General features: G+C 63.0%; 26 protein-coding genes. 16 read left to right on the forward strand and 10 right to left on the reverse strand.

Going from position 1 to position 26,138, the window contains the following annotated elements:
• Positions 1–162 precede the first annotated feature (162 nt).
• From NKI29_RS17900 to NKI29_RS17920, 5 genes are all read left to right on the forward strand, one after another.
• A complete protein-coding gene (locus NKI29_RS17900) occupies positions 163–1,257 on the forward strand; it encodes an ABC transporter ATP-binding protein (RefSeq protein WP_352796812.1) in 1,095 nt (364 codons plus the stop codon).
• Between the two features lie 65 nt (positions 1,258–1,322).
• A complete protein-coding gene (locus NKI29_RS17905; protein ID WP_352569116.1) occupies positions 1,323–2,438 on the forward strand; it encodes an ABC transporter substrate-binding protein in 1,116 nt (371 codons plus the stop codon).
• A gap of 17 nt (positions 2,439–2,455) precedes the next feature.
• On the forward strand, positions 2,456–3,289 hold the full coding sequence (locus NKI29_RS17910) for an ABC transporter permease (protein ID WP_031194462.1): 834 nt from the start codon (positions 2,456–2,458) through the stop codon (positions 3,287–3,289).
• Between the two features lie 4 nt (positions 3,290–3,293).
• Positions 3,294–4,100, forward strand: coding sequence for an ABC transporter permease (locus tag NKI29_RS17915; RefSeq protein WP_352569115.1), 807 nt, complete (start codon positions 3,294–3,296; stop codon positions 4,098–4,100).
• An 89-nt stretch (positions 4,101–4,189) separates the two neighbouring features.
• The gene (locus NKI29_RS17920) at positions 4,190–4,477 is read left to right on the forward strand and encodes a DUF982 domain-containing protein (RefSeq protein WP_031211945.1); all 288 of its coding nucleotides are present in this window, start codon (positions 4,190–4,192) and stop codon (positions 4,475–4,477) included.
• A gap of 42 nt (positions 4,478–4,519) precedes the next feature.
• Here NKI29_RS17920 and NKI29_RS17925 read toward each other — a convergent pair whose 3' ends face one another.
• The 4 genes from NKI29_RS17925 to NKI29_RS17940 form a co-directional block, all read right to left on the reverse strand.
• Positions 4,520–4,828: a HigA family addiction module antitoxin gene (locus tag NKI29_RS17925; RefSeq protein WP_023677265.1), complete on the reverse strand. Its 309-nt coding sequence runs from the start codon at positions 4,826–4,828 to the stop codon at positions 4,520–4,522.
• Between the two features lie 25 nt (positions 4,829–4,853).
• Positions 4,854–5,132, reverse strand: coding sequence for a type II toxin-antitoxin system RelE/ParE family toxin (locus tag NKI29_RS17930; protein ID WP_023677264.1), 279 nt, complete (start codon positions 5,130–5,132; stop codon positions 4,854–4,856).
• Positions 5,133–5,284: 152 nt separating this feature from the next.
• Complete coding sequence (locus tag NKI29_RS17935) at positions 5,285–6,343, reverse strand: glycosyltransferase family 2 protein (RefSeq protein WP_352796814.1); 1,059 nt, start codon at positions 6,341–6,343, stop codon at positions 5,285–5,287.
• Positions 6,344–6,810: 467 nt separating this feature from the next.
• Positions 6,811–8,142: a dicarboxylate/amino acid:cation symporter gene (locus tag NKI29_RS17940; RefSeq protein ID WP_352796816.1), complete on the reverse strand. Its 1,332-nt coding sequence runs from the start codon at positions 8,140–8,142 to the stop codon at positions 6,811–6,813.
• Positions 8,143–8,380: 238 nt separating this feature from the next.
• On the opposite strand from NKI29_RS17940, the gene NKI29_RS17945 reads away from it, so the two are divergent.
• Complete coding sequence (locus NKI29_RS17945) at positions 8,381–10,240, forward strand: sensor histidine kinase (protein WP_352796818.1); 1,860 nt, start codon at positions 8,381–8,383, stop codon at positions 10,238–10,240.
• Between the two features lie 6 nt (positions 10,241–10,246).
• Positions 10,247–11,602 carry a sigma-54-dependent transcriptional regulator gene (locus NKI29_RS17950; RefSeq protein WP_352784376.1) on the forward strand — a complete coding sequence of 452 codons (1,356 nt, stop codon included), beginning with the start codon at positions 10,247–10,249 and terminating at the stop codon, positions 11,600–11,602.
• Positions 11,603–11,632: 30 nt separating this feature from the next.
• Here the strand turns inward: NKI29_RS17950 and NKI29_RS17955 are convergent, their stop codons facing one another.
• Positions 11,633–12,376 carry a 2OG-Fe(II) oxygenase gene (locus tag NKI29_RS17955; protein WP_352796821.1) on the reverse strand — a complete coding sequence of 248 codons (744 nt, stop codon included), beginning with the start codon at positions 12,374–12,376 and terminating at the stop codon, positions 11,633–11,635.
• A gap of 235 nt (positions 12,377–12,611) precedes the next feature.
• Here NKI29_RS17955 and NKI29_RS17960 point away from each other — a divergent pair, with 235 nt between their 5' ends.
• From NKI29_RS17960 to NKI29_RS17995, 8 genes are all read left to right on the forward strand, one after another.
• Positions 12,612–14,603: a tetratricopeptide repeat protein gene (locus tag NKI29_RS17960; RefSeq protein WP_352784370.1), complete on the forward strand. Its 1,992-nt coding sequence runs from the start codon at positions 12,612–12,614 to the stop codon at positions 14,601–14,603.
• A gap of 208 nt (positions 14,604–14,811) precedes the next feature.
• Entirely contained in the window at positions 14,812–15,663 is an 852-nt protein-coding gene (locus NKI29_RS17965) for an acyltransferase family protein (protein ID WP_352796824.1), read from the forward strand.
• A gap of 384 nt (positions 15,664–16,047) precedes the next feature.
• Positions 16,048–16,551, forward strand: coding sequence for an Lrp/AsnC family transcriptional regulator (locus NKI29_RS17970; protein WP_023677254.1), 504 nt, complete (start codon positions 16,048–16,050; stop codon positions 16,549–16,551).
• Complete coding sequence (locus NKI29_RS17975; RefSeq protein ID WP_352796829.1) at positions 16,548–17,711, forward strand: saccharopine dehydrogenase family protein; 1,164 nt, start codon at positions 16,548–16,550, stop codon at positions 17,709–17,711. The genes NKI29_RS17970 and NKI29_RS17975 overlap by 4 nt, the downstream gene beginning before the upstream one ends.
• A 109-nt stretch (positions 17,712–17,820) precedes the next feature.
• Positions 17,821–18,609, forward strand: coding sequence for an ABC transporter substrate-binding protein (locus NKI29_RS17980; RefSeq protein WP_352796831.1), 789 nt, complete (start codon positions 17,821–17,823; stop codon positions 18,607–18,609).
• Positions 18,610–18,824: 215 nt separating this feature from the next.
• Positions 18,825–19,496 (forward strand): amino acid ABC transporter permease, encoded by a 672-nt coding sequence (locus tag NKI29_RS17985; protein WP_352796834.1) that lies wholly within the window; start codon positions 18,825–18,827, stop codon positions 19,494–19,496.
• The gene (locus NKI29_RS17990) at positions 19,493–20,167 is read left to right on the forward strand and encodes an amino acid ABC transporter permease (protein ID WP_352796837.1); all 675 of its coding nucleotides are present in this window, start codon (positions 19,493–19,495) and stop codon (positions 20,165–20,167) included. The genes NKI29_RS17985 and NKI29_RS17990 overlap by 4 nt, the downstream gene beginning before the upstream one ends.
• Before the next feature lie 29 nt (positions 20,168–20,196).
• Positions 20,197–20,925 (forward strand): amino acid ABC transporter ATP-binding protein, encoded by a 729-nt coding sequence (locus NKI29_RS17995; RefSeq protein WP_352796840.1) that lies wholly within the window; start codon positions 20,197–20,199, stop codon positions 20,923–20,925.
• 638 nt (positions 20,926–21,563) lie between these two features.
• Here NKI29_RS17995 and NKI29_RS18000 read toward each other — a convergent pair.
• The 3 genes from NKI29_RS18000 to NKI29_RS18010 form a co-directional block, all read right to left on the reverse strand.
• Complete coding sequence (locus tag NKI29_RS18000; protein WP_352755610.1) at positions 21,564–22,016, reverse strand: nuclear transport factor 2 family protein; 453 nt, start codon at positions 22,014–22,016, stop codon at positions 21,564–21,566.
• Between the two features lie 14 nt (positions 22,017–22,030).
• Positions 22,031–22,717 carry a hypothetical protein gene (locus NKI29_RS18005; protein WP_352569100.1) on the reverse strand — a complete coding sequence of 229 codons (687 nt, stop codon included), beginning with the start codon at positions 22,715–22,717 and terminating at the stop codon, positions 22,031–22,033.
• A 109-nt stretch (positions 22,718–22,826) separates the two neighbouring features.
• The gene (locus NKI29_RS18010) at positions 22,827–24,113 is read right to left on the reverse strand and encodes a LuxR C-terminal-related transcriptional regulator (RefSeq protein ID WP_352796843.1); all 1,287 of its coding nucleotides are present in this window, start codon (positions 24,111–24,113) and stop codon (positions 22,827–22,829) included.
• Here NKI29_RS18010 and NKI29_RS18015 point away from each other — a divergent pair.
• The gene (locus NKI29_RS18015; protein WP_352755611.1) at positions 24,102–24,404 is read left to right on the forward strand and encodes a hypothetical protein; all 303 of its coding nucleotides are present in this window, start codon (positions 24,102–24,104) and stop codon (positions 24,402–24,404) included. The genes NKI29_RS18010 and NKI29_RS18015 overlap by 12 nt on opposite strands.
• Positions 24,405–24,836: 432 nt before the next feature.
• Here the strand turns inward: NKI29_RS18015 and NKI29_RS18020 are convergent, their stop codons facing one another.
• Both NKI29_RS18020 and NKI29_RS18025 read right to left on the reverse strand, forming a co-directional pair.
• Positions 24,837–25,364 carry a c-type cytochrome gene (locus tag NKI29_RS18020; protein WP_502896710.1) on the reverse strand — a complete coding sequence of 176 codons (528 nt, stop codon included), beginning with the start codon at positions 25,362–25,364 and terminating at the stop codon, positions 24,837–24,839.
• A gap of 478 nt (positions 25,365–25,842) precedes the next feature.
• On the reverse strand, positions 25,843–26,118 hold the full coding sequence (locus tag NKI29_RS18025) for a GFA family protein (RefSeq protein WP_352569098.1): 276 nt from the start codon (positions 26,116–26,118) through the stop codon (positions 25,843–25,845).
• Positions 26,119–26,138: the final 20 nt, after the last annotated feature.

The following is a 26,138-nucleotide window of genomic DNA, read 5'->3' on the forward strand; positions in this document are numbered from 1 at the left end:
TTCAAGCGAAGCGACCCCCTCTGTCGCCTTCGGCGACATTTCCCCCTCGAGGGGGGAGATTGGCGCATAGATGAATCAAATTTGCCGATCAGGCGAAAACTATTCGGTTGCGGTGAGCCGCCGCCCTGCCTACGATTTCGCCTACGCTAAGGAAAGGGCAGGATGCAGCAACCCGGCCGGGCCGCAGAGATCAAGGCAATCGGGATCGGCAAGAGCTTCGGCTCGTTCCGTGCGCTGGACGATCTGACGCTCGATATCGGCCGTGGCGAATTCCTCACCTTGCTCGGCCCCTCCGGTTCCGGCAAGACCACCTTCCTGATGATCCTTGCCGGCTTCATTCAGCCGACCGACGGTCGCCTTTACAGCGACGGCGTCGACATCACCGAGCGGCCGGCCGAGCAGCGTGCCGCCGGCATGGTGTTCCAGGGCTATGCGCTGTTCCCGCATATGAGCGTCGAGGCCAACATCGCCTTCCCGCTCAAGGTGCGCAAGAAACCGGCGGCCGAGATCAAACGCCGCGTCGGCGAAATGATCGAGCGCGTCGGGCTCAAGGGCCACGAGAAGAAACTGCCGTCGCAATTGTCCGGCGGCCAGCAGCAACGCGTGGCGCTGGCGCGGGCGCTGGTGTTCGAGCCGGGCGTACTTTTGCTCGATGAGCCGTTTTCGGCACTCGACAAGGGCCTGCGCGGCCAGATGCAGGCCGAGATGAAGCGGTTGCACCAGGAGACTGGCACCACCTTCGTCTTCGTCACCCATGACCAGAGCGAGGCGTTGGCGTTGTCATCTCGCGTCGCCATCTTCAACCATGGCAAATTGCTGCAGGTCGGCGCGCCGGACGAGGTCTACGACCGGCCGGACAACCGCTTCGTCGCCGAGTTCCTGGGCGAGATCAACATGCTGCCGCTGAAGGGCGTGCGCCCGGTCGACAATGGCTCGACGGGCCTCTGCGAAGACCGCGCGATCAGCATGCGCTGCAGGGCCGAGAAGGTCCGTGGCGATGCCATCCTGGCGATCCGGCCGGAATACATGTCGATCGCCCGCGAAGCCGCGGCAGGCGAGAACGGCATTGCCGCGACTGCCGTCGCCTCGACCTATCTCGGCGCTGCGACGCGGCTCGATCTGACGACGCGGCAAGGCGCCAAGGTGACGGTCTCGGTGCCGAACGAGGTCGCCGCCTCTGCCCTCAGCAAGGGCAATTCCGTCTGGCTGACCTGGCCCGCGGAGAAAGGCTTCCTCCTTCCGGATGGAGAGCAATGACGATCGGCGTGGCGAATTCGCCAAGCTGACATTCAGGAAATACCAACGACAAAAGGGGAACTGACATGACAAACCAAACCAAGAAAAATTCCATCGAGGCGCTATCCGCCAGGGCAGTGCGCGGCGAGATCTCGCGCCGGCAGTTCACGCAGCTGGCCGCATTGGTGCTGGCCGGCACGCCGATGCTGCTGCGCTCGACCGGCGCCGTTGCCGCGGCGAAGGAACTGGTGCTGGTCAACTGGGGCGGCGACGCCATCACCGCCTACGATGCGGCTTATGGCCAGGCCTTCACCAAGGAGACCGGCATCACCGTCAAGATGGACGGCTCCGGCCCGACCGAAGGCGCGATCGCGGCGCAGTTCAAGAGCGGCGCGCCGACCTGGGATCTGGTCGACGTCGATCCGTTCTCGGCCATCACGCTCGGCGCCCAAGGCATGCTGGAGCCGATCGACTATGCGGTCGTCGACAAGAAGAAGATGCGGCCGGGATTCGGCTGGGAGTACGCTGCCTCGACCTATTTCTTCTCCTACGTCATCGCCTACGATGCCGAGAAATACGGCAGCCAGGCACCGACCGGCATGGCCGACTTCTTTGACGTGGCAAAATTCCCCGGCAAGCGCTCGCTCTACAAATGGGGCGTGTCGAGCTGGGAAGCGGCACTGCTCGCCGACGGCATCGCGCCGGCCTCGCTCTACCCGCTCGACCTCAAGCGCGCGCATGACAAGATCGCCGCCTTCAAGGAAAACGTCGTCGCCTATTGGGGTGGCGGCGCCGAAAGCCAGAGCGTGCTGCTCAATGGCGAGGCCTCGATGGCGATCGTCTGGTCGACGCGGGCTTCGCTCATCGAGCAGGATTCCGGCGGCAAGATCAAGTTCATCTGGGACCAGGGCCTGATCTCGCCCGGCGCGCTCGCCGTGCTCAAGGGCAATCCCGGCGGCAAGGACGCGGCGATGAAGTTCATCGCCAGCACCCAGGACCCGGAGAAGGAACTCATCATGTTCGACAAGCTCGGCCAGGGTCCGGCCAACCCGGCCACCGATGCGCTGATCCCCGCCGACAAGAGGCGTATCAATCCGGTCGATCCCGAGAACATGAAGAAGCAGATTCCGCTCGACATGGATTGGTACGCCAAGAACTACGGGGCGGCACTCGACGAATACACGAAGATCATCTCCGCCTGACAAGCCGGGATAACCGGATGAGAGCATACCTCTCCGACAGGATGGGCGCGGCGCTGTTGATGGCGCCGCTGCTCCTCTTTCTTGTGCTGGCTTACGCCTGGCCATTCCTTGGCGTGGTTAAATGGAGCTTCACCCTGCCCACGCCGGGGCTGGGGCAGTACAATGCGCTGCTCACGGATCAGTTGGTGCAGTCGGTCTTCATCCGCACGCTGCGTATCGCCGCGATCGTGACGATCGTTTCGGTTGCCGCCGCCTACGCCATCACCGTTGTCTGGGTACGCGGCACGCCGGTGCAGCGCGTCGTGGCCGAGTTCTGCATCCTGGTGCCGTTCTGGATCTCGGTGCTGACGCGCGCCTTCGGCTGGGTGGCGCTTTTGTCCAATCGCGGCCTGATCAACACCTGGCTGCAGGCGGTCGGCTTCATCTCGGAGCCGCTGGCGCTGGTGCGCAACGAGTTCGGCGTTATCGTCGGCATGACGCATTTCCTCATCCCCTTCGCGGTGTTTCCACTGGCCTCTTCGATGCGAAGCCTCGACGACCGTGTGCTGCTGGCGGCGCGCGGCCTCGGCTCCAGCCGCATGCGCACCTTCTGGTCGGTATTCGTGCCGATGACCCGCTCCGGCATCATCGGCTCGGCGCTGATCGTCTTCGTCTTTTCGCTCGGCTTCTTCGTCACGCCGGCGATTCTCGGCGGCGGCCGCAGCGTGATGATCGCCGAGCTGATCTATCTCCGCATCTTCCAGAGCCCAGACTGGGGCCTGGGCGCGGCGATCAGCGTGGTGCTGGTGTTATTCGTCGGCGCGCTGATGGCGCTGCTTTTCCGCTATATCAGGCCGAAGCAGTTGGTGTAGCGCGATGCCGACCTACCGCCCCGGTCCCGTCTCGCTGATCCTCGCCGCCCTGGTCGCGCTATTCCTGCTGTTGCCGCTGCTCGCCGTCATCCCGGTATCGCTGACGCCGAGCCGCATGCTGGCGATGCCGTCGGGCGAACTGTCGCTGCGCCATTACCAGGCGCTGATCGAGGATCCGCGCTGGATCAATTCGATCCTGCTCTCGATCAGGATCGGCATAGTCAGCAGCGCCTTTTCCACGGTGCTGGCACTGTGCTTCAGCCTCGGCGTCTGGATGTTCCAGCCGCGCTTCACCGCCGCTCTCGTCGGCTTCGTGCTGCTGCCAATGGTGGTGCCGCCGGTGGTCTCGGCAATCACGCTCTATTTCCTGCTGACCTCGATCTCGGGGTTCTCGTCGTTCTTCGGCTATGACACCTGGCTGGGTGTCGCCATGGCGCATGCGGTGATGACGGTGCCCTTCGCCACGGTGCTGATCCTGGTGTCGCTTAGCCAGCTCGACCGCCGCATCGACCTCGCAGCCCGCGGCCTCGGCGCGACCGTGTGGGAGCGCGCCACCCGCATCATCATGCCCAACATCAAGTTCGGCATCGTCACCGCAGCACTGCTGTCCTTCGTGCTGTCCTGGGAAGAGATCGGCGTCACCCTGTTCATCACCTCGGTCAACGCCATCACGCTGCCGCGGCTAATGTGGATGGGCCTGCGCGACAACATCGACCCGGCGATCGCAGCGCTCTCGGTGATCCTGATCGTCATCACCGTGCTGGTGCTTGTGGCGCGAAGCGTCGTGGTCAGGCTGCGCGCGGCGCAGTAGACGCCGCCTCACGCCGTGGTGACTGGCGCGAATGAAACCTTGGGCTACGATTTTCGTTATAGATGGTTCAACAGGTCGAAGGCCCCGCCATGAACCAAGGATGGTTTGCCAAGCCGGTTGCGGTTGCGGTCGGCATCGTGGGAGATATCCGCAACATTTCCAACGCACGGCAGGCTGTCGCGTTGCTGGAAGCCCACTGGCGTGACACCGGCAGCGCCAAACACGGGGTGGCACTGCGCACATGCCGCCGCGCCATGAGCGACGACCGCTGGACCGAAGCCGCCAGGAACGCATTCGTCGAGGCCGCGCGGGAGGCGCATGTCCTGGTCGAGCGCGCCGTCGAACCGGAGAACCGGTCCAGGCAGGCAGGACCGTGATCGATTTTTGAGAGCTCGGTGGTTCGGCGGATTTATTGCATCTCAGGCAGCATGCAACCTTGGAACGGCGCTGACGTCGACCTCGCGCTCCGCATGCCAGGCATCATAGGCAGCCTGCATCCTGAGCCAGATCGCGGCGCCGTCGCCGAACATCTTTCCAAGACGGGCAGCGACAGCCGGCGACACCGGCTTCTTTTCGCGGATGATGTCATAAAGCTGCTGGCGCGAGATTCCGAGCAGATTGGCGATTTCCACCTTGGTCTTTCCGGTTGCCGGGATAATGTCGTCGAGCAGCGCCCCAGGGTGGGATGGGCAGCGCTCCATCGGACGCATCGGCTCATACACGCTCATAATCGATTCTCCAATCTAAGCCGTCTCAATGGTACTGTTCGAAATCGACGCGGGCAGCATCATTGGCGTCGAATTCGAATGTGATGCACCACGGCCCGTTGACATGCACCGTGTAGCGGGTCGGGTTAAAGCCCTCCAAAGCGTGGAAGTCGAAGCCGGGCAGGTCCATGTCATCAGGCCTTTCCGAGACTTCCAAGCGGTCAAGACGGACAAGGATGCGCTTATGCATCTTGGCGTCTATCTTTCCGGTCTTTCCGGTTTGAAAGAGGTCCGCCAGCGCCTTGTGCTTGAACGACTTGATCATGCAACATGTAAGCATATTGCTGACGCGGGTCAAGCAGGTGTAAGCAAATGATTTACAGAATGGTCCAGCCAATCGGAGGCAATAGCTACGCCCGCTGGATGCTGAGCCGGGCCAGCCGAATACCTGGCGGACCTATGTCACGGCATTATCCGCTATCCCATGGCGTGGCGAATAGTCTTGGACAGGCGGCTCAAAAATGCCGGCCTCGACGATGCGTCGAGCTTCCACGACAGCACTGCCGTCGCCATTTTCCGCGGCAACAGCCCGACCGACAGGAACCAGGCGGCAAGGATGGCGCGCCGCCGCAAGGATGCGGTCATTTCGAGGCTGGCGACGGCGCCGGCCGCCCCGAGCGCCAGCCGGGAATCATCGGCCACGGGGTGTCGGCCGCTGTCGGCGCAGAGCGACGCCAGCCGCTCTTCCAGGTGGACCGGATCGTGGCGGACAGCATCCGACGGCACGATGGTCAGGCCGATCCCGGAGGCCTGGTCCGACAGCGCCTGCATGCGGCGGAAATCGTGGGTTACCCGCCAGCGTGCCCGTTCGGCGAGCATTTCACCGAAGACAGAATGGTTCGCGCCGTGAATCCGGTAGGCGCCGACGCATTCGTCGATGGACTGGACGTGCCCGTACATCGGCGCCAGCGTTGCCAGATAGCCGTCGGCGCCCTGGCGGAACTCCGGCTCCGGTATCGGCATGATCGATTCGAGCGTTGCGCGGTCAAAGGCCAGCCCGCTGGTCACTGTCGTCTGATAGCGGCCCTTGTGCAGGAGTTTCGGCATGACGTCGCCGCTGTCGAAAGGCAATTCGGGCGGCGGAAAGACATCCTTGATGCGTTGCCCCTCGTCGACGATATGCAGTCTGGACTGGACCTGAGCGGTTGCATCATCCCAGGTTTCGACAATGGTGGAGACGGCGGTTGGATAAAGATAATCGTCGGCGTCGAGGAACAGGACGATCTTGCCCGAGCTCGCCGCAAAGCCGGTGTTGAACGCCGCCGCGTGTCCGCCATTTTGCGCCCGCGGGCATGAGAGGATCTCGTCGCGATAGGATTCCATGATTGTCGTGGAATTGTCCTGCGATGCATCGTCGACGACGATGACTTCGACATCCGCGTAGTCCTGCTCGAGGGCGCTGTCGATGCTGCGTTTGAGGAACCGCGCATAGTTGTAGTTCGGGATGATGATGGATACCGGAATGACAGGCTGCATCGCGTTTGACCTCGCATCTTGCTTTGGTTCGGCAAAGGCCCTCATGGGCCTGCCCCTCTTCAAGTGCCCCTCTTCTGGCGCGACGAGTTCCCCTCAGAAAAGCTTGCGCTTTCCACCAGGAGGTGGGTCACGTTTCGCTTGCGACTTCGCAGTGAGGCCGCCATTGCCTTCGAGGGCTGCCGCCATAGTCAGAACGCGGTCGGCAGCAAAGCTCCGACGGTTCGGCAAGGATGATGTTGCAAACCGAGCCCGACGGAAATGTCTCGCCTCGCGATCAGGTCGGGAGCGAAGCGGACGGTGCCATGAAGGCACGGCGGATACTGGCCTGCAAATGCGGCTGGAACAAGCCCCGCGTCGAAAACAGGGCCACTTCAGGTTGCGTTTCAGGCGGCATACTGCGACCGCCGGCGCTTTTGCCCCGGAGCCGGCGAACCGGCTCCGGGCTTATAGTCATGTGGCCTAGACAGTCAGGCGGCCTGCAAACCCGGCAGCGACAGGTCGACTTCCTCCGGCAAGTCACCGGCCATGGCGGCGGCGAACTTCGTCTGGTCGAGTTCTCCTTCCCAGCGTGCCACCACCACCGTCGCCACCGCATTGCCGATGAAGTTGGTCAGCGCCCGGCATTCCGACATGAAGCGGTCAACGCCGAGGATCAGCGCCATGCCGGCAACCGGCACCGTGGGGACGACTGAAAGCGTTGCCGCCAGGGTGATGAAGCCGGCGCCGGTGATGCCGGCGGCACCCTTGGAGCTCAGCATGGCGACGGCGAGCAGCAGGATCTGGTCGCCGTAGGTGAGCGGCGTGTCGGTCGCCTGCGCGATGAACAGCGCGGCAAGCGTCATATAGATGTTGGTGCCGTCCAGATTGAAGGAGTAGCCGGTCGGGATGACCAGGCCGACCACCGAGCGGTTGCAGCCGGCACGCTCCATCTTGGCCATCAGGCCCGGCAATGCCGCTTCCGAGGACGAGGTGCCGAGCACCAGCAGCAGCTCTTCCTTGATGTAGCGGATCAGCGCCAGGATCGAGAAGCCGTTGTAGCGGGCAACCGCGCCGAGCACCACCAGCACGAACAGCAGCGCGGTAAGATAGAATGTGCCGATCAGCATGGCGAGATTGGCGATCGAGCCGATGCCGTATTTGCCGATCGTGAAGGCCATGGCGCCAAACGCGCCGATCGGTGCGGCCTTCATCAGGATGGCGACGAGGCGGAAGATCGGCGTGGTCAGCGCCTGCAGGAAATCGACAACGGGACGGCCGCGATCGCCGACCAGTGCCAGGGCGACCCCGAACAGCACCGAAAAGAACAGCACCTGCAGGATGTCGCCCTGCGCGAAGGCGCCGGTGATGGTGTCAGGGATGATGTTCATCAGGAAGCCGACGATGGTTGTGTCGTGCGCCTTCTCGGCATAGGCCGCCACCTTGGTGGTATCGAGCGTTGCCGGATTGATGTGCATGCCGGCGCCGGGCTGGACGACATTGGAGACGACCAGGCCGACGACAAGCGCCAGCGTCGAGAACACCAGGAAATAGATCATCGCCTTGCCGGCGACGCGGCCGACCTTCTGCAGGTCGGAAACGCCGGCGATACCGGTCGCCACCGTCAGGAAGATCACCGGCGCGATCACCATCTTCACCAGCTTGATGAAAGCATCGCCGAACGGCTTCATCGCCTCGCCGGCTTCCGGATAGAAATGGCCGAGCAGCACGCCGGCGGCGATCGCCGCCAGCACCTGCACATAAAGATGCCGATATAAGGGAAGTTTGCCGCGCGGCTCGGCGGCAGCGATTGCTGTCTGCATGACGTCCTCCATGGCGCCCCGATCGAAAGCTCGACTCCCCGGGGCAGTTGTTTTGAGACCAGCAGCCTCGCGACTGCTGAATTCGTATCTGCAACAGCCGTGCCAGATACGCAGAAGAGTGCTTCATCGTTGATTTTATTGAGCATTCGCAAACGTCCGCACTGCCGGACGCATGGTCAAGTGCGACTCTCCGCATAGGTCGAATTGTGTTTTGTGCGAGTTCATGCACAAATGGGCGATGCTGCAACGCCCCGCCGGTGCCTTGTCTTCGACGCCCGAGCAACTCGCCAAGCGGGCGCGCCGAGCCTGGCTGCTGTTTGCGGCCGTCGCCCTGCTGATCGTCACCGCAGCGCTCTACGGCGCCGGCCTCTACGGCCGCACCGCCGAGGTCGAGACCCTCGCGGCGCAGGGGCGTACCGACGCCAATCTGAAGGTCGCGCTGCTGCGCGCCGTGCTCGAAAGCCCGCGTGCCCTGCCCCTGCTTTTGTCCGCAGACCAGCAAGTGCGTGACGCGCTGACGCAGAAAAATGCCGCGGCAATCGATGTGCTGAACCGCAAGCTCGAGGGGCTGGTCTCGGGCACCAAGGCGTCGGTACTCTATGTCATCGGCACCGATGGACTGGCGATCGCCTCCAGCAACTGGCGCGAGCCGATCAGCTTCGTCGGCAACGACTACCGTTTCCGCGATTATTTCTCCGGCGCGATGCAGGCCGGAACCGCCGAGTATTTTGCGCTCGGCAATGTCAGCAAGCGTCCCGGCCTCTACATTTCGCGCCGCGTCGGCGATGCCGCCGCACCGCTCGGCGTCGTCGTCGTCAAGATGGAGTTCGACCAGCTCGAAGCCGACTGGCGCGAGGCGAACCGCCCGGCCTATGTCAGCGACGAGAATGGCGTCGTGCTGATCACCAGCGTGCCGTCCTGGCGCTTCATGACAACCGCACCGCTGGCCGCACCTAAGCAAGCCGCGATCCGCGACAGCCAACAGTTCGGCGACGCGCCGCTTGTGCCGTTGCCGATCAAGCACCCGCGGGCGCTCAGCCCGGATGTGTCGATCGTCCACGCGGTGACGCCCGGCGGCAGCGACGCGGAGTATCTCAGCCTTTCCACGACGGTTCCTTCGACCCCCTGGCGGCTCGACTATCTTGTCCCGGTCGAAGCGCCGATCGCCGCCGCCGTCCGCGAAATGCGGCTTCTTGCGCTCGGCGTCGTCGTCCCGCTGCTCGGCCTTGCCGCGTATCTGTTGTGGCGCCGGCAGTCGGCGCAGATGCGGATTGCCGCCGAACAGGCGGCCCGCACCGAACTCGAACGCCGCGTCGTCGAACGGACCGAGGATTTGAGCCGCGCCCGCGACCGGTTGCAGGCCGAGATAATAGGCCACCGCAGCACGGAAGCCAAGCTCCAAATCGTGCAGCAGGATCTGGTCCAGGCCAACCGTCTCGCCATCCTCGGCCAGGTCGCTGCCGGCGTCGCCCATGAGATCAACCAGCCGGTCGCCACCATACGCGCCTATGCCGACAATGCCCGCACCTTCCTCGACCGCAAACAGACCGGGCCGGCCGAGGAAAACCTCGGCGCTATCGCAGCCCTTACCGAACGCATCGGCTCAATCACCGAGGAGTTGAAGGCATTTGCCCGCAAGGGCCGCACCGCCGCCGAGCCTGTCGAATTACGCGGTGTTATCGAAGGCGCCGTCATGCTGTTGAGAAGCCGCTTTGCCGGCCGGCTCGACGCATTGGCCATCGACCTGCCACCGCCGAGCCTCAAGGTCATGGGCAATCGGGTGCGGCTCGAACAGGTGCTGATCAACCTCTTCCAGAACGCGCTCGAAGCACTCGACGGCCGCGACGACGCTCGTGTGCAGGTGTCGGTCGAGGAGACCGCGGACGGCGTGACGGTCGGCGTGTCCGACAACGGACCGGGCATTCCACCCGCGATCCTCAAATCGCTGTTCACGCCGTTCAACACCTCCAAGGAAAAAGGCCTTGGCCTTGGCCTCGTCATCTCGAAGGACATTGTCGCCGATTATGGCGGCCGCATCGAAGTTTCGAGCGACGACAGCGGCACCCGCTTCACCATTCATCTCCAGACAGCAGCGTAAGCCATCATGACGAACGACAATGCCGCGCCGGTGATCCTGATCGACGACGACCGCGATCTCCTCAAGGCCACCGTGCAGACGCTGGAGCTTGCCGGCTTCTCGGTCTCCGCCTTTGCGGTGGCGGCTGAGGCGCTGGCCGGGCTCGACGCCGGTTTTACCGGCGTCGTGGTGTCGGATATCCGCATGCCTCAGATCGACGGCTTGCAGCTTTTCAATCGCATCCTGCGGCTGGATGCCGACATTCCCGTCATCCTCGTCACCGGCCACGGCGACATCGCCATGGCCGTCAAGGCGATCAAGGACGGCGCCTACGACTTCATCACCAAACCCTTCGCCGCCGACCGGCTGGTACAGAGCGTCCGCCGCGCAGCGGAAAAGCGCCGCCTGGTGATGGAGAACCGCGCCTTGCGCGAGGCGGCCGGAGAGGCGCAGGACGGCCTGCCGCTGATCGGCCAGACGCCGGCGATGGACAGGCTGCGCCGCACGCTACGCCAGATCGCCGACACCGACGTCGACGTGCTGGTGACCGGCGAAACCGGCTCCGGCAAGGAGGTGGTGGCAAGCCTTCTGCATCGGTGGAGCCGCCGCGCCAAGGGCAACTTCGTTGCGCTGAATTGCGGCACGCTGCCGGAGACGGTCATCGAGAGCGAGTTGTTCGGCCATGAGGCCGGCGCCTTCACCGGCGCGCAGAAGAAACGGATCGGCCGCATCGAGCACGCCAGCGGCGGCACACTGTTCCTCGACGAGATCGAAAGCATGCCGGTCTCGACACAGGTGCAGATGTTGCGCGTGCTGGAGATGCGCGAGGTCACGCCGCTCGGCACCAACGAGGTGCGGCCGGTCGACCTGCGCGTCGTCGCCGCCGCCAAGGTCGACCTCGGCGATCCGCGCCAGCGCGGCGCTTTCCGCGAGGATCTCTACTACCGGCTCAACGTGGTGACGATCTCGATCCCGCCGCTGCGCGAACGCCGCGACGATGTCGCCCTGCTGTTCTTCTATTTCGCCGAACGCGCCGCCGCCCGCTTCCACCGTCCGATGCCAAATGTTCCGGCTTCGGTGCATCGCCATCTGAGCGGCCATGACTGGCCGGGCAATGTGCGCGAACTGGCGCATTTCGCCGAGCGGTTTGTGCTTGGATTGGAGGAAGGCGCCGAAGCACAACCCCCTGCCCCGACCCAATCGAACGCCGCCATGAAGCTGCCGGAGCGGCTGGAGCGCTACGAGGCCGACATCATCCGCGAAACGCTTGGCCGCAACGAGGGCGACGTCAGGCGCACGATCGAAGCGCTGGGGATTCCGCGCAAGACCTTCTACGACAAACTCCAGCGCCACGGCATCGTGCGCAGCGATTTTTCCCGGTAACCGCCGCCGGGCCTCGACCGGGCGGCTCGGTTACTTGGCGTCGTGGAAGATGATACCGACAGTGTGGCGCATGCCGGAGCGAAGCCGGCTGACGCCGTGCCTGAGATCGACCCGGTAATTACCTCGTGTGCCCTGGACCGGACGATTGTGGACCGCGAAGGCGACCGCATCGCCCTGGCGCAGCGGCACCACCTCGGCGCGGCTCTGCATGCGCGGACGCTGCTCGGTCAGCACGAACTCGCCGCCGGTGAAATCCTTGCCTGGTTCCGACAACAGGATCGTCACCTGCAGCGGGAAGGCAAGATCGCCGTAGAGATCCTGGTGCAGGCAGTTGAAGTCGCCGTTAACGTATTGCAGCAGGAGCGGCGTCGGCCGCGTCTGGCCCTGCTCGTGGCATTGCTCGAGGAACGCGGCGTGTTCGTCGGGATAGCGCTGCGCGATACCCATGCGCTCGTTCCAGTCGTTGGCGACCGCAGCCAGGCGCGGATAGAGCGCGGTGCGCAAGCCGCCGATCAAGTCGGGCAAGGGATAGCGGAAATAGCGGTACTCGCCCTTGCCGAAGCCGTGCCGCGCCATGTGGACATGGCTGCGGAAATGGCTCTCGTCCGAATAAAGTTCGGCAATCTGCCGGCACTCCTGCGGCGTCAGCAGCTTTTCCATCACCGCGCAGCCATAGCCGCTCAGCTCATCGGCCAGCGTCCGCCAATCATATCCGGCAACGCGCAGCTCCGCCGATTTCACCGCCGCTTTCGCGCCTATCGAATGGATGGTCATGGCTTCGCCTCCTGTGGCTTCTCTGTCATTGAGATGGGTGAAACGGCGCGCGCGGACCACCCGTTTCTTGCTGGGTGAGCTCGTTAGCGATTGTCTCGGGGATTTCGTTGAATACAATGCAGCTGGGCTTGCCGCGATGGGGGGCGAATTGATCGGACGGGTTCGACAAAGGGACGGGGCAGTCCGGCAATTCCTCGTTTGCCTCGTCGCGATGCTGGTCTCGGCGCTCCCGGCCTTGTCCGCCAGCAGCGACTGCGTCAGCGACGACGAGGTCGAGGCCAGCACGCGGATCGCCGCCTGTACGCGCATGATCGAGGATCCCACGGAGCCTGTGGCCAACCGCGCCACTGCCTACTACAAGCGCGGCGAGGCACGGGCGTCACAAGGCGAGTACGACCGTGCGATTGCCGATTTGGGCCAGGCGATCGACCTCGATTCGAAATTCGCCGGTGCTTACTATGCCAGAGGCACCACAATGGTCGAAGTGGGCGAAAATGATCGCGCCATCGCCGATTTTGGCCAGGTGATCAGCCTCGACCCGACAAACCCGGAGCCGTACAACAGCCGAGGTGTCGCCTGGGAGCACAAGGGCGACTACGACCGCGCCATTACAGACTATGATCAGGCCATCAGCCTCGATCCGAAGCATTCCGATGCCCACAGCAACCGGGGCAACGCCTGGGCAGACAAGGGCGACTACGATCGTGCCATCGCCGACTACGACCAGGCAATCAGCCTCGATCCGAAAAATGCGGGGGCCTACAACAACCGTGGTGTTGCCTGGAAACAGAAGGGCGAATACGACCGAGCCATCGCCGACTACGAACAGGCGATCAGTCTGGATGCGAAAGACGCCAAAGCCTACAGCAATCGTGGTGCTGTCTGGGTACACAAGGGCGACTATGACCGCGCCATTGCAGACTATGATCGTGCGATCGACCTCGACCCGAAACATGCCGACACGTATGGAGATCGTGGCATCGCTTGGGCACGCAAGGGCGATAATGATCGCGCCCTTGCCGACTACGATCAGGCAATCGGCCTGGGTCTGAAAGACGCCAGCACCTACTACAACAGAGGCCTGGCTTGGTCGCACAAGGGCGACTACGACCGTGCCATCGCCGATTATGACCAAGCGATCGGCCTCAATCCTCAGGACGCTAGTGCTTACAACAATCGAGGCGTTGCCTGGAAACACAAGGGCGATTACGACCGCGCTATCGCGGATTATGACCAAGCGATCGGCCTCGATTCCCAGGATGCCACGGCTTACAACAACCGTGGCATTGCCTGGAAGAAGAAGGGTGACGACGACCACGCTGTCGCCGACTACACCCAGGCAATCAGCCTCGATCCAAAAAACGTTGATGCCTGGTACAACCGAGGCCTCGTCTGGTCTGACAAGGGCGACTATGATGGCGCCATTGCCGACTTCAGCCAGGCAATCACGCTCGATCCTAAAGACCCAACTGCCTACGACAACAGAGGCAATGCCTGGGCACACAAGGGCGACGATGACCGCGCCATTGCCGACTACAGCCAGGCGATCGTGCTCGATCCAGTACATGCCAAGGCGTTCAGGTACCGAGGCCGTATCTGGCACAAGAAGGGCGACGATGACCGCGCCATTGCCGACTACGACAAGGCGATCAGCCTCGATCCGAAAGACGCCCGTGCTTACAATGGCCGGGGCGTTGTCTGGTCGGCAAAGGGCGACTACGCCCGCGCGACCGCCGACTACGATCAGGCAATCAGCCTCGATCCGAAATATGCCTATGCCTATTTTGGCCGCGGCATTCTCTCCTTCTATTCGAGCGCGCTGGCCAAGGCGCAAGCCGATTTCGGACAGGCGGCCACGCTCAAGCCCGACAATGCCTATTTTGCGATCTGGCTGGAGATGACCGAGCGGCGCAACGGTGCGGTGGGCCACTTGCAGGAAGCGACTGAAAAGCTCGATATGACCAAATGGCCGGCGCCGGCGGTTCGCATGCTGCTTGGAGAACTAACGCCGGCCGAGGTATCGGCGGCAGCCGACGACGCCGACCCGGCCAAGAAGCGTGGCAATTTGTGCGAGGCGAACCTGTTCATCGCCGAACTCGATCGGCTGCAACGCCATGACGACGAAGCCTTGCGGCTCTACCGGGTCGCTGCCAGCGATTGCCCTGGGGACTATTACGAATACGTTGCGGCCAAGGCAGCTCTGCACGAGTTGGGCGCGGTTCCGTGAAGACAATTTCCAAGACTTTTTGATGACCCGAGGAGCGAATTGACCGGACCGGTTCGAGAACGGCACAGGTTTTTCTGGCGCACGCTGGCTGGTCTCATCCTCCTGCTTGTCACGGGGCTTCCGGCGCTGGCTGCCAGCAGCGACTGCGTCAGCGATGACGAGGTCGAGGCAAGCACGCGGATCGCCGCCTGCACGCGCATGATCGAGGATGCGACAGAGCAAGGTATACGGTCAGCTATTGTCCAAAGAGTTTTATCGAATACCGTGCCGCCAACGCTGCATTACGCGAGTTGGGTGTTTCGCCGTAACTCTGCCCGACGGATGTTCGTTTGCCGGTCGTGCAGTATCTCTTGAGCAGATCACCAATAGCCTGCTTTTCATACCCTATCTCGATACGGTCACAGGCTATGTCCAACCGGTGCTTGGCGTGGGTTGGACGCTCAATCTGGAAATCCTGTTTTACATTCTGTTCGCGGCGACTTTGGGTTTTGGCAGGTTGATGCAAATGGCCATGATCGGCGTTGTCTTTGCAATCGCCGTAGCTGCACGCATCATCGTCAAACCCGCCGCCGACACTGTGCTGTTTTTCTATACCACGCCAATCCTGTTTGAGTTCCTTGCCGGCATGGCTCTCGGCCACCTGGTCGGCAGGCTGGCGCGCTTGCCTGTCGTCCTGGGTGCCTCGGCACTCGTGTTCGCCATCATGTCCATGCTGGTGATGGTACTTGGCTTCAACTTGCCGCGAACCCTTGCTCAGGGAATCCCGGCGTTGATCCTTGTCGCGGCTTGCATCAGCCTGGAAAGCTACTTCCGGCTTTTTGCTCCTCGCGTGCTGGCAATATTGGGCGATGCTTCCTACTCTCTCTATCTGACGCATCCTATCGTGCTTCTTGCGACCGCTCCTGTCGTTGCAAGCGCCAATCTGTCACCATGGCTTGCAGGCGCGGTTATTGTCACCGCCTGCATTGCCGTCTGCCTGGCCAGCTACAGTTTTATTGAAAAGCCGCTTTTGGCCATATTGCGGATGAGCCGTTCCGCCCATCAGGTGAAGGCACAATGAGTTGCGGCTGCGCCCCCACCAACTTGGTCGGCGTGCTATGGAGGTGCGTTGCACCTCTTGCGCACCCTCGAACACAGCGCGTCCCGAACGGCGCTGTCCCGCCAGCCTCAAACCGGCGGCGCTGAACCTCCAAAGGTATCCTGAACACAAAAAAACCGCCTCGGCGGGCGGGTCGTCGGTGTGAATCAGCACCATACGGAAATTAGTAGCATAGCTGCCGGCACAAAGCAAGAACAAAATGTGGCGACATCGACGAAACTGCCGATAGGCACAGCGGCACGGCGGATGACATGGCTCTTGCCGTTGTTAAAAATCTCTCATAAGGTATTTTCATATCAGAAAGAAAATACGACCGTTTCTTTCCATTTATGAAAGCCTGAGCGTTTGCGGGAACATCTCGATCAGACCGACCGGCGACTGGTCAAGCTGCTGTCGCAAGATGCGCAGCTTGGCGTCAACCGCCTCGCCGAGAAGATGGCGATCTCGGTGCCGACGGTGCGCATGCGGCTGCGCAACCTGCTCGACCGCAACCTGCTCAAGATCGTCGGGCTGCTCAACCTGACCGAACGCCCCGAGCTGATCTCGGCGATCGTCGGCATCAATGCGCAGGGACGCGGCCGCGCCCGGGAACTGGCGCAGCGCATCTCCGAACTGCCTTTCGTGAACTCGGCCGCCGTCGTCACCGGACGCTTCGACATCATCGTCGACGTGACCGTGGCCGGTGATGTCGCCGATCTCTACCGCGTCACCAGCGAGCTGATCCCCGGCGCCGGCGAGCCGGGTGAAGTCGTGCGCAGCGAGACCTTCGTCGTCATGGCGTCCTGCAACAAATGGGTCAGCCTGCCGGAAGGCTGCTGGTCGGACGAGACGCGAAAGGAAATGGCATGAAGATCGCGGTTCTCGGCGGCCTCGGCCTGCAAGGCCGGGCGGCGATCGCCGATCTCGTTGCTAGCGACGGCGTCGAGCAAGTGGTCTGCCTCGACACCGCAACCGACGGCGCTGCGCGGCTTGGCGGCCTGACCGACCTTGCCCGGGTGCGTTTCGTCGTGCCGGAGGGCGCGATCGGCCCAGCATTGGCCTATGTGATGAAGGACGTCGACGCGGTCATCGACCTGTTGCCGCAACCGCTGATGCGCGAGGCGGTGCAGGCGGCGATCGCGACGCGCACGCCGCTGGTCACCACCAATTACGGCAAGGCCATCGCCGACCTCGCGCCCGAGGCCGAAAAGGCCGGCGTTTCGATCGTCACCGAATGCGGGCTCGACCCCGGCATCGACCTTGTGCTCTACGCGCGCGCCGCAAGCCAGTTCGACACCATCACCGCGATCGATTCCTACTGCGGCGGCATTCCCGAGCCTAACGCGGTGGTCGAGCCGCTGTGCTACAAGGTGAGCTGGAATTTCCACATGGTTCTGGCCAGCCAGAACCGCGACAGCGTGCTGGTCGAGGACGGCAAACGGGTCGATGTGCCGGCCGCCCGCCAGCACGACAATCGTTTCATCCATGAGATCGAGGTGGCGGGGCTGGGCAGGCTGGAAGCCTTCCCCAATGGCGACGCGCCGCATTATGCCGGCATGCTCGCCGCCGCCAAGGGGCTGCAGCGCTCCGGCCGCTATTCGCTGCGCTGGCCCGGCTGGTCGGCGTTCTGGGCGCCGCTGAAGCAGCTCGGCTTCCTGTCCGAGGACAAGGTGCCCGGCACCGGCGTTAGCCCACGCGAATTCCTCGGCCGGCTGCTTGGCCCGCAACTGCAATATGGCGCGGACGAAAAGGACCTTTGCGTCATGCGCAACGTCTTTGTCGGCAGCGAAGGCGGCCGCCGCAAGACGGTGACCTCAGAGCTGGTCATCGAGCGCGACCTCGCCTCCGGCCTGTTCGGCATGAGCCTCGGCGTCGGCTATCCCGCCAGCATCGTGGCGCAGATGCTGGCACGGCGCGAGATTGCCGCGCCCGGCCTGCTCAACCCGCTGCTGCATGTGCCGGATGGCCGCTTCCTCGATGAGCTGGCCAGGCGCGGCATCAATGTCGCCGAAACGGTGAGCTGGGATTGAAGATTTTCGAACGGTGGTTGCCGCCGGCAACGGCGCCGCCGCTCAAAAGGCACCCCATGGGGTGAAACAACAAGTGGAACGACAAACGACAACAAGGAGGAATGCCCAAATGAACATTGCCAAGCTTTTCATCGCCGGACTTGCGCTCGCCGGCCTTACCGCTGCCGCCGGCGCGGGAACCCTCGACGAGATCACCAAGCGCGGTGAGTTGCGTGTCGCCGTGCAGACGCAAGGCCCGCCCTTCTCGCTGGTGGGTGCTGCCGGCGAGCGCACCGGTAGTTCGGTCGAACTCGCCGAACTGATGGCCAAGGAAATGGGCGTCAAGATCACCTTCCTCGACTTCGACTGGGACGGCCTGATCCCGGCGCTGCTGTCGGGCAAGGCCGATCTTCTGGTCGCCGACATGACGCCGACATTGGCGCGTGGCATGAAGGTCGCCTTCACCAAGCCTTACATGTACACGGGCAGCACAGTCTTCACCAAGGCTGGGACCGCCTTCAAGTCCACCGAGGACTGCAAGGCCAAGGGCACCAAGATCGCGGTGCTGCTCGGCGCCACCGGCGAGAAGGAAGCCAAGGCCGCCTTCCCCGATGCCGATATCAAGAGCTACAAGGGCGGCGGCCCGCTGCTACTCGACGCCGTCAACAACGGCCAGGCCGATTGCGGCGTCAACGACGTCTCGGCGGTCAAGGGCCAGTCGACGGCCTATCCGGCCGGCAGCTTCATCATCATGCCGGACATGCTGTCGAAGGAGCCGCTGGCCTTCGCCACGCGCTATGACGAGCAGGACCTGCTGGTCTGGATGAACCTGTTCCTCGACCAGGTCAGCCTCGACGGCCGCCTGCAGAAGAACCTCGATTACTGGGTGAATTCCGACGCCTGGAAGAAGGATCACTGAGTAGGGTGAATGGTTAATGGTTAATGGTGAATGGTGAATAGTAAGTATGGAGCAGGGAGTAGGGAGTAGAGATGAGCTACTCGCTACTCGCTACTCGCTACTCGCTACTCGCTACTCGCTACTCGCTACTCGCTTACCCTACCCTACTCACTACTCACACTTCACTATTCACTATTCACCATTCACCATTCACTATTCACATTCACCGCCCCACCATGCTCGAAAACTTCAGCTTCCGCACCATCGTCGAATATCTGCCCCTGTTCGGGCAGGGCCTCGTCACGACCGTGTGGCTGTCTGTCCTCTCCTTTGCCGGCGCGCTCGCCGTCGGCATCGTGCTCGCCGCAATGAACCTGCAGCGCGGCCGGCTGTTTCGCGTCCCGGCGAAGGCCTATATCGACGCGGTGCGCGCCACGCCGCTCCTGGCGCAGCTTTATTTCCTCTATTTCGGCCTGCCGCGGCTCGGCCTCGTCCTGCCCGAGTTCGTCGTCGGCATCCTCGCTTTGTCGCTGAACAGCGGCGCCTACGTCGCCGAGATCATCCGCGCCGGCATCCTGTCGATCCCGCGCGGCCAGGTGGAGGCCGGCGTCGCCTCCGGCATGACCTATGTCCAGCGCATGCGCCTCGTCATCCTGCCGCAGGCGTTCAAGGTGACGATCCCGCCGCTGCTCGGCCAGGCGATCGTGCTGGTCAAGGATTCCGCCCTGTTGTCGCTGATCTCGGTTGCCGAGCTGACGCGCGCCGGACAATTGCTCGCCTCCGACCGCTTCATGCCGGCCGAAGGTTTCATCACCATCGCCGCCTTCTACCTGCTGCTCTATTACGGGCTGAAGGGTCTGGCGACGCTCTCCGGGCGCTGGCTCGGCCTGGCGGGGGCACGGACATGATCTGGCAGCAGCTGCAAAGCATCGTCGGCAGCTATCCCCTCGCGCTGCGCGGCCTCGGCATGACCGTGGTGCTGTCGCTGATCAGCCTGGTGCTGGGCACGCTGCTCGGCTTCGGCCTCGGCATCCTGCGCACCGGCGGCAACCGGCTGATCAGCGGCGCGATCGGCACCTGGGTCGATCTGATCCGCGGCACGCCGTTCCTGGTGCAGATCTTCCTGATCTTCTTCATCCTGCCGGAACTCGGCATCGAGCTCGACGCCTTCACCGCCGGCATCATCGCGCTGACCAACCTGGCCGCCTGCTTCATCTGCGAGATCGTCGTCGCCGGCATCCGCTCGGTGCCGACCGGCCAGGTCGAGGCAGCACTTGCGTCCGGCCTGTCGCGCTGGCAGCGCCTGCGCCAGGTGGTGCTGCCGCAGGCGATGCGCATCGTGCTGCCGCCGCTGGTCGGGCAATATGTGCTGCTGATCAAGGATTCCTCGGTCGTCTCGGCCATCGGCCTCACCGACCTTACCCGCGTCGGCTGGCTGGTGGTGCAGCGTGTGCCGAACGGCCTGCTCGTCTTCTTCCTCGTCGGCCTCGGCTATTTCATCGTTTGCTACCCCCTGATCATGCTGGCCCGCCGGCTGGAGCAGCGCATGGGCGCGGCGCATGGCGAGGTGCAATTGTGATGTCGAACCCTAGCAAAAATGGCACCGGCATGATCGAATTTCGCGGCGTCAACAAATGGTTCGGCCAGCTCAACGTGCTCAGGGACATTACGTTGAGCGTCGAGCCGCGCGAAGTGGTCGTCGTCTGCGGCCCGAGCGGCTCGGGCAAGAGCACCTTGATCCGCTGCATCAACGGCCTGGAGACGATCCGCGACGGCGACCTGACGGTCGACGGCCAGCGGCTCGGCGACCCCGCCACCAACATGACGCGGCTGCGCACCGAGATCGGCTTCGTCTTCCAGTCGTTCAACCTCTACCCGCACAAGACGGCGCTCGAGAACGTCACCCTGGCGCCGATCCATGTCCGCAAGATCCCGCGCGCCGAGGCCGAAATGGCCGGGCGCGAATTGCTCGCCAAGGTCGGCCTCGCCGACAAGGTGAACGCCTATCCGGCGCAGCTCTCAGGCGGCCAGCAGCAGCGCGTGGCGATCGCGCGCTGCCTCGGCATGCGCCCCAAGATCATGCTGTTCGACGAGCCGACCTCGGCGCTCGATCCCGAGATGATCTCGGAAGTGCTCGACGTCATGGTCGCGGTGGCCGAGGAAGGCATGACCATGATGGTGGTGACGCACGAGATGGGCTTTGCCCGCAAGGTCGCCCAGCGGGTGGTATTCATGGATGCCGGCGCCATCGTCGAGAGCGGCACGCCGGACGAGTTCTTCTCGCATCCGAAGACCGACCGCAGCCGCGCCTTCCTGAGCAAGATCCTGCGGCATTAGGGCTAACAACTCAATCAGCTGACTGCCGGCTGCGACCGAGATGAGTGGAAATCGACCTTAGGACTCGTGCACCGTGACCTTGGTCACACCTCTGTCGCCACGCTCAATCTTAATGCGCTCGTCACTCGGGACAGGCGGCGGAGCTACGCTAGCAATCTTTCCGTCCTCTAACCGATCCGCAGTCAAAAGCTCTTCCGCTTTCGCCGTCTTTAGGCGCTCTAATTGATTGATATACAATCCTGACATGCCGGCCTCCCAAACGAAAAAATCGGACAAGAAAATGTTAATAGCCAGCAAGAAGGCGGAAAAAGCAACTTGCGAATTAGAGAAAGCGCATCGCGCTTTCAATATAGCGGCCGAGTCCCTGGCCCTCAATATCAACTAACGGACGTGGTTTACACAGCATGCCGAGAGGTCTGCAGAGGGTTCAACTCGGTCGTTCAGAATGATTGGGTTTTGACCTAAAACGTCAGCCGGCCGTGGCCGGCGTCTTCAGCCAAACGTCGCCAGAGGGTCGGCGCGGACCTCGACCCAGCCGACGGGCTGAAAAGAAGCACAGTTCTGGCTCCATGACGCCGGCAGAGCCGATGGTCCCGCCAGCGCAATTCCTTTCTCTGCCCGTTTCGGACCGACGCTTCTCAGAACGCGAAATCCGCGGACTGAACGACATCGGCTGGGAGCCAGGTTTCATGAACTTGCAAGATCTCGGGCCCCCGGCTGTAGCCGCGATCGCGGACCACCATCGTCGTGACCCGGCCATTGTTCGGTTGATCGGAGTCCTTCGCGTCGCGTTGCCATTCGTGGTAGTTCACGACCGCCAGGTCGGCGCTTTGATGGCTGATCCGGATGTCGCGTATCTTGATACGGAAGGCCGGATTCGATCCGTAGATGCTCTTCATGTAACCTGCGAAGTCTTTTTTCCCGAACGCCCTGCCGCCTGGCATGATGGCGACCAGATCTTCGCTGATCCGGTCGAGCGCGTTCTTCTTGAACATCGCATCGTCGCCACGGCATCGGCCCGTCACCCAGTCGGTGAAGAATTCGTGGACGTCGTGGATCGTCGCTTCGATTTCCTTCGTTTGAAGGGACATTTTTTCCTCCTGTTTTACGATGATGCTGGATCAGGCGCTTTGCGCTGTGGCTTGCCCGACCGGAGGCTCCTTGAGGACAGCCCGTACCACGCGAGCCACAGGCACATGAGAAGCGAGGAAATCAGCCAGATCGGACCTCCGATGCCGATCCCGAGCTGCTCACCGAGTGTCCACCCGGTTGCCGAAAGGATACCGAACGCCGAGCCGACGATCGCGGCCCATCGGGGCAGTATCCCGACGTCATCGCGGGCGTCGTGATACGCGACAAGCGCTGTCGCCAGGGCGAGCGCCCAGAATCCGTTACCCATGCCGCCGGAAAACGCCCACCAGGTCATGAAGGCGCTGGTGTCACCCCGGTCGGCCGCGACCGCGACCACCGATGCCTCGGCGACTGCGGTGGAGAACGTGGTCAGGGCGCCGAGAGCCATCACCATCCAGGCAGAACTCAGCATCGGCGAATGCCGGACCCGGGGGTTGAGCGCCAGGTTCAGGAACGAAGCGCCGGCGATCAGGAACAGCGCCGCTGCCGCCGTCCAATGGACCGTAGCCCATCGCCCATGGCCCTCGGCGATATTCTGCATCTGAACAGACAAATCCGCGTCCGGTGGCCCGTGAAAGACGAGCGCAGCCGCCAGCAGCAGCGTTCCGGTGGCGAGCCAGACACCGCCCGGCCCGCTCATGTTGTTATTATTCGTTTGCATCGGGAAAACCTCCTGTGGCCTTTACCACGCCATGAGGTTTAGACCCGCGCCACGGTTGCCCGCTTCGGCGTAAGTACCCACGCAACGAGAAATTTTGGCTTGGGTAGGATTACCCAGATACGACCATGCCGATCAGGCCGTGCTCGACCGCATAGGCCGTGGCTGCCGCGCGCGTGCGCACGTTCAGCCGCGTCAGGATATCGCTAACGTGATGGTCTACCGTCCGCTGGCTCAGACCGAGCTCGCCGGCAATTTCCGGGTTGGTCAGGCCTGACGCGATCAGGCGCAGAATCTGCGTCTGTCTGGGGGTGAGAACTTCGCCGCCTGTCGCCGTCATGGTGACCCGCAGCTTGCCGGCAACGGCTTCGTCGGGGCGCGCGCCGAGCTCGCGGAAAAGTCTTATCGCTTCGTCCAGTTCGGTCTGCGCCGCTTCAGTATCGCCGGTTGCGAGACAGGCCCGCGCTGTCAGCACCCGCATCCGGGCAAGATGATAGGGCGCCCGAAGGTCCCAGAGGATCGCTACCGCGCGCCGGATATGGGCCAATGCCTCCGCGGCTCGACCAGCATGGATCAGCACCCGCGCGGTAGCCTCGGCGGCTGCGGCGCGGACTGCATCCGCGGAATATTGGCGCGCGCAGTCGTGCAGTGTTTCGCACAGCTCCCAAGCGTCATCGGCCGAACCGACGGCGAGAGTGATTTCCACCGCAGCCGGCAAGAGGCGGAGTTTGCCCGGCAGGTCGTCGACGGACTGCAGTGCGCGGCGGATCGCCGAAAGGGCCGGCTGCTCGTGCCCCTGCTGCAATCGCATAAGCGCCAGCCCCGGCTGCGGATCGAACCCGAGCCTGCTCGCCGCGCGATAGGCGGCATCGGCCTCGTTCCATTGGCCGCGGAGTCGAAATACCTCGCCCTTCTGGTAGAATGCCGGACCGGCGTGGTGTTTCGAGGGCCCCTGCTGAAGGCGGATGCTGGCGACACCGGCCTCGCGGCCGGCCTCGTCCCAGTGGCCGTCGAGGATCAGAATTTCGGCCCGGTGGATCAGGCATCTGCCGGTGAAGGCAACGATGTCGGGCTGTCCCGCGCACCATCCGACCAGCGCCGAGGTCCATTCCCTCGCCCGGCCCGTGGCATGAAATTTCTGACAGATCTCGATCACGCTGCAGTAGACCAGCCCGGTAACGATCGGTGAGAGCCGGCCCGAGGTGACCGAAACCATCGCCTCGTCCAGCAGTTCGAAGCCGCGCACATAGTCGCCGCGCAGGATCAATATCCGGCCCTGAAGGTGGCGCGCGATAGCCAAGAGGTCCGGATCTTCGCAGCGCTGTCCGATCTCCGCGGCACGTGTTGCGTGCGCGAATGCTTCGTCCGGCCTGTCGGCGGCGAGACGTTGTTCGACCATTGGGAGCTGAAGGTAACCCTGTTCTGCACATTCCTGCGTATGATCCTCGACCAGCCGGTTGGCGCGGGTCAGCCATCCGCTGCCTTGGGCGAATTCTCCGCGAAACATCAGGGTGAGCCCGATCCAGAAGCCGCAACGCGCCGCGGATCGTTCGCGTCCGTTCCGGAGATGCTCTTCGAAGGCCCTCTCGTAGTCCCGAACGAATTCCTCCTCGCGCCCAAGCATGTAGGCGGCTTCCCCGAGGCGCTGGAGCTCGGCGCCGTCAAGTTCACTGCAGCGGTCTCTGTCTGACAGTTCGCGGTGAAGCCTGGACCAATCGCCGCGATTGGCTAGCTCCGCATACGGATCCGATGCAACTGCACCGTCTTCCGGCGACTTGTCGGGTGATCGGTCGGAGGGCGCGGGCATAGTCTCAGAATAGCACATATCTTGCCGAGGAGGTGGCGCCAGATTACCGATGTGACAGAAGTTGGTTTCGGGCTCAATCGAGCCGTTCATCGCGTCCGCCGCCGAGGACCGGGAAGGGTGGAATGCTGCCATTCGTCTCGTCGACGGGAACGAGTAGGTAGCGCCAATATCGCGACATTCATGGCGCTTCTCAAAGCTCCCCTCGCGCAACGGCTCGATCGACCCATTTCTGCCGTTCCGGCATCGGCCTCACCATCTCCAAGGCGGACATTCACCCATTATTCGGCGAAAAATCTCATTCCGATCAAAGCCGCCCTACTTCGTTGCAGCGGCTGCGGTTTCCCCCGGCGGCATAATCCGCATCATGAAGGTCGACACCGCTTCCCCGGATTTGAACGGGCCGGGAACCTGGTGGCTGACCGGCTTCACACTTTGGAGGAATGCCGCGATCGCCATGGCGTCATCCGCGGTGAGATGCGCAAAATCGCGCCAAGGCATGATCGGCGCCAGGATGCGGCCGTCCGGCCGTTCGCCGGTCTGGATCGCGGTGACGATCTGCTCCGGGGTCCAGCTTCCGATACCGGTCTCCTTGTCAGGCGTGATATTACGGCCGACAAAGACACCAAGGCCAGGAATCTCGAAGCCCACATCTGAACCGCCAAGGAAGTGCGACATGTCGGGCTTCCCGAAGAAGTAACCGGATGTGTGACAGTCGCTGCAGCCGGCAATCGTAACCAGATATTCGCCGCGTGCGATCTGTGTGTCATCGGCCATGGCCGCGTAAGATGGCAGGGCAACAATCGACGCTGTCAAGAATGCAAGATGAACTGGTGTCCGAAACATTGCTTCCTCCCTGTGGTCTGTTCGTGGTTTGTCCGTCGACCTCCCGCGCCGTCAACCGGTCGCAATTCCCCGATTTTAACCGCGTCGGGGACGCTAAATTCTAGCATGGCCAGCACGTATTAACTATCAGCGATCAATTGGACCGTCGGCACTTGTCGTGCCCCGTTGAGCGCAAGTGTGATGGAGCGTGCTCAGCCGACGCACAATGCCTTGTTTTGGCGCGATCGAGCCACGCACGGTGATGGATCGACTTCGTCGCCTGAAATGCCTTGTACGGTCGGACCGGGTCGAACTCGGTCGTTCAGAATGATTGGGTTTTGACCTAAAACGTCAGCCGGCTGTGGCCGGCGGCTTCAGCCGAACGTCGCCAAAGGTTCGGTTCGGACCTCGACCCACTGGCAGCGCCGGTTCTCGTGGTAGAAGGACAGGAAGGGCGGCGGGAACGCAGGGTCCGCGAAAGCGCCCACCGGGATGGCGGTCAGACCGGGCTGAGTGTCGATCCGGTAATGGACGGTGGTGCCGCAATCGGGCAGAAGCTGTAGATGACGCGGCCGCCCTCGTCGCCAATGCGCGTGAACTCCGCAGAGCGGCCCTGGACAGAAACGTCACCGTCCAAAAACCGCGCGTTGAAGCTGAACGCGCTGCCGGTGCGTCGCTTGCAGGCCAAGCAATGGCAGAGCGAGACGCGTACCGGCTCGCCCGAGCAGGTGGCTGACAGCTGACCGCAGGAACATTCGGCGCGCCGCGTGATCATGGCTGGCTCCTCTCACGATT

This window comes from Mesorhizobium sp. M0678, assembly GCF_040320505.1.
Lineage (GTDB): Bacteria > Pseudomonadota > Alphaproteobacteria > Rhizobiales > Rhizobiaceae > Mesorhizobium.

Excerpts from the sequence above, each read along its gene's own strand:
- NKI29_RS18020 (WP_502896710.1), bottom strand. The coding sequence starts at position 25,364 with ATGTTTCGGACACCAGTTCATCTTGCATTCTTGACAGCGTCGATTGTT.
- NKI29_RS17910 (WP_031194462.1), top strand. The coding sequence starts at position 2,456 with ATGAGAGCATACCTCTCCGACAGGATGGGCGCGGCGCTGTTGATGGCG.
- NKI29_RS17945 (WP_352796818.1), top strand. The coding sequence starts at position 8,381 with ATGCTGCAACGCCCCGCCGGTGCCTTGTCTTCGACGCCCGAGCAACTC.
- NKI29_RS17905 (WP_352569116.1), top strand. The coding sequence starts at position 1,323 with ATGACAAACCAAACCAAGAAAAATTCCATCGAGGCGCTATCCGCCAGG.
- NKI29_RS17985 (WP_352796834.1), top strand. The coding sequence starts at position 18,825 with ATGCTCGAAAACTTCAGCTTCCGCACCATCGTCGAATATCTGCCCCTG.
- NKI29_RS17930 (WP_023677264.1), bottom strand. The coding sequence starts at position 5,132 with ATGATCAAGTCGTTCAAGCACAAGGCGCTGGCGGACCTCTTTCAAACC.
- NKI29_RS17975 (WP_352796829.1), top strand. The coding sequence starts at position 16,548 with ATGAAGATCGCGGTTCTCGGCGGCCTCGGCCTGCAAGGCCGGGCGGCG.
- NKI29_RS17990 (WP_352796837.1), top strand. The coding sequence starts at position 19,493 with ATGATCTGGCAGCAGCTGCAAAGCATCGTCGGCAGCTATCCCCTCGCG.
- NKI29_RS18025 (WP_352569098.1), bottom strand. The coding sequence starts at position 26,118 with ATGATCACGCGGCGCGCCGAATGTTCCTGCGGTCAGCTGTCAGCCACC.
- NKI29_RS17915 (WP_352569115.1), top strand. The coding sequence starts at position 3,294 with ATGCCGACCTACCGCCCCGGTCCCGTCTCGCTGATCCTCGCCGCCCTG.
- NKI29_RS17950 (WP_352784376.1), top strand. The coding sequence starts at position 10,247 with ATGACGAACGACAATGCCGCGCCGGTGATCCTGATCGACGACGACCGC.
- NKI29_RS17995 (WP_352796840.1), top strand. The coding sequence starts at position 20,197 with ATGATCGAATTTCGCGGCGTCAACAAATGGTTCGGCCAGCTCAACGTG.
- NKI29_RS17925 (WP_023677265.1), bottom strand. The coding sequence starts at position 4,828 with ATGAGCGTGTATGAGCCGATGCGTCCGATGGAGCGCTGCCCATCCCAC.
- NKI29_RS18005 (WP_352569100.1), bottom strand. The coding sequence starts at position 22,717 with ATGCAAACGAATAATAACAACATGAGCGGGCCGGGCGGTGTCTGGCTC.
- NKI29_RS17965 (WP_352796824.1), top strand. The coding sequence starts at position 14,812 with ATGCGACAGAGCAAGGTATACGGTCAGCTATTGTCCAAAGAGTTTTAT.
- NKI29_RS17900 (WP_352796812.1), top strand. The coding sequence starts at position 163 with ATGCAGCAACCCGGCCGGGCCGCAGAGATCAAGGCAATCGGGATCGGC.
- NKI29_RS18010 (WP_352796843.1), bottom strand. The coding sequence starts at position 24,113 with ATGGTCGAACAACGTCTCGCCGCCGACAGGCCGGACGAAGCATTCGCG.
- NKI29_RS18000 (WP_352755610.1), bottom strand. The coding sequence starts at position 22,016 with ATGTCCCTTCAAACGAAGGAAATCGAAGCGACGATCCACGACGTCCAC.
- NKI29_RS17935 (WP_352796814.1), bottom strand. The coding sequence starts at position 6,343 with ATGCAGCCTGTCATTCCGGTATCCATCATCATCCCGAACTACAACTAT.
- NKI29_RS17980 (WP_352796831.1), top strand. The coding sequence starts at position 17,821 with ATGAACATTGCCAAGCTTTTCATCGCCGGACTTGCGCTCGCCGGCCTT.
- NKI29_RS17940 (WP_352796816.1), bottom strand. The coding sequence starts at position 8,142 with ATGCAGACAGCAATCGCTGCCGCCGAGCCGCGCGGCAAACTTCCCTTA.
- NKI29_RS17955 (WP_352796821.1), bottom strand. The coding sequence starts at position 12,376 with ATGACCATCCATTCGATAGGCGCGAAAGCGGCGGTGAAATCGGCGGAG.
- NKI29_RS17920 (WP_031211945.1), top strand. The coding sequence starts at position 4,190 with ATGAACCAAGGATGGTTTGCCAAGCCGGTTGCGGTTGCGGTCGGCATC.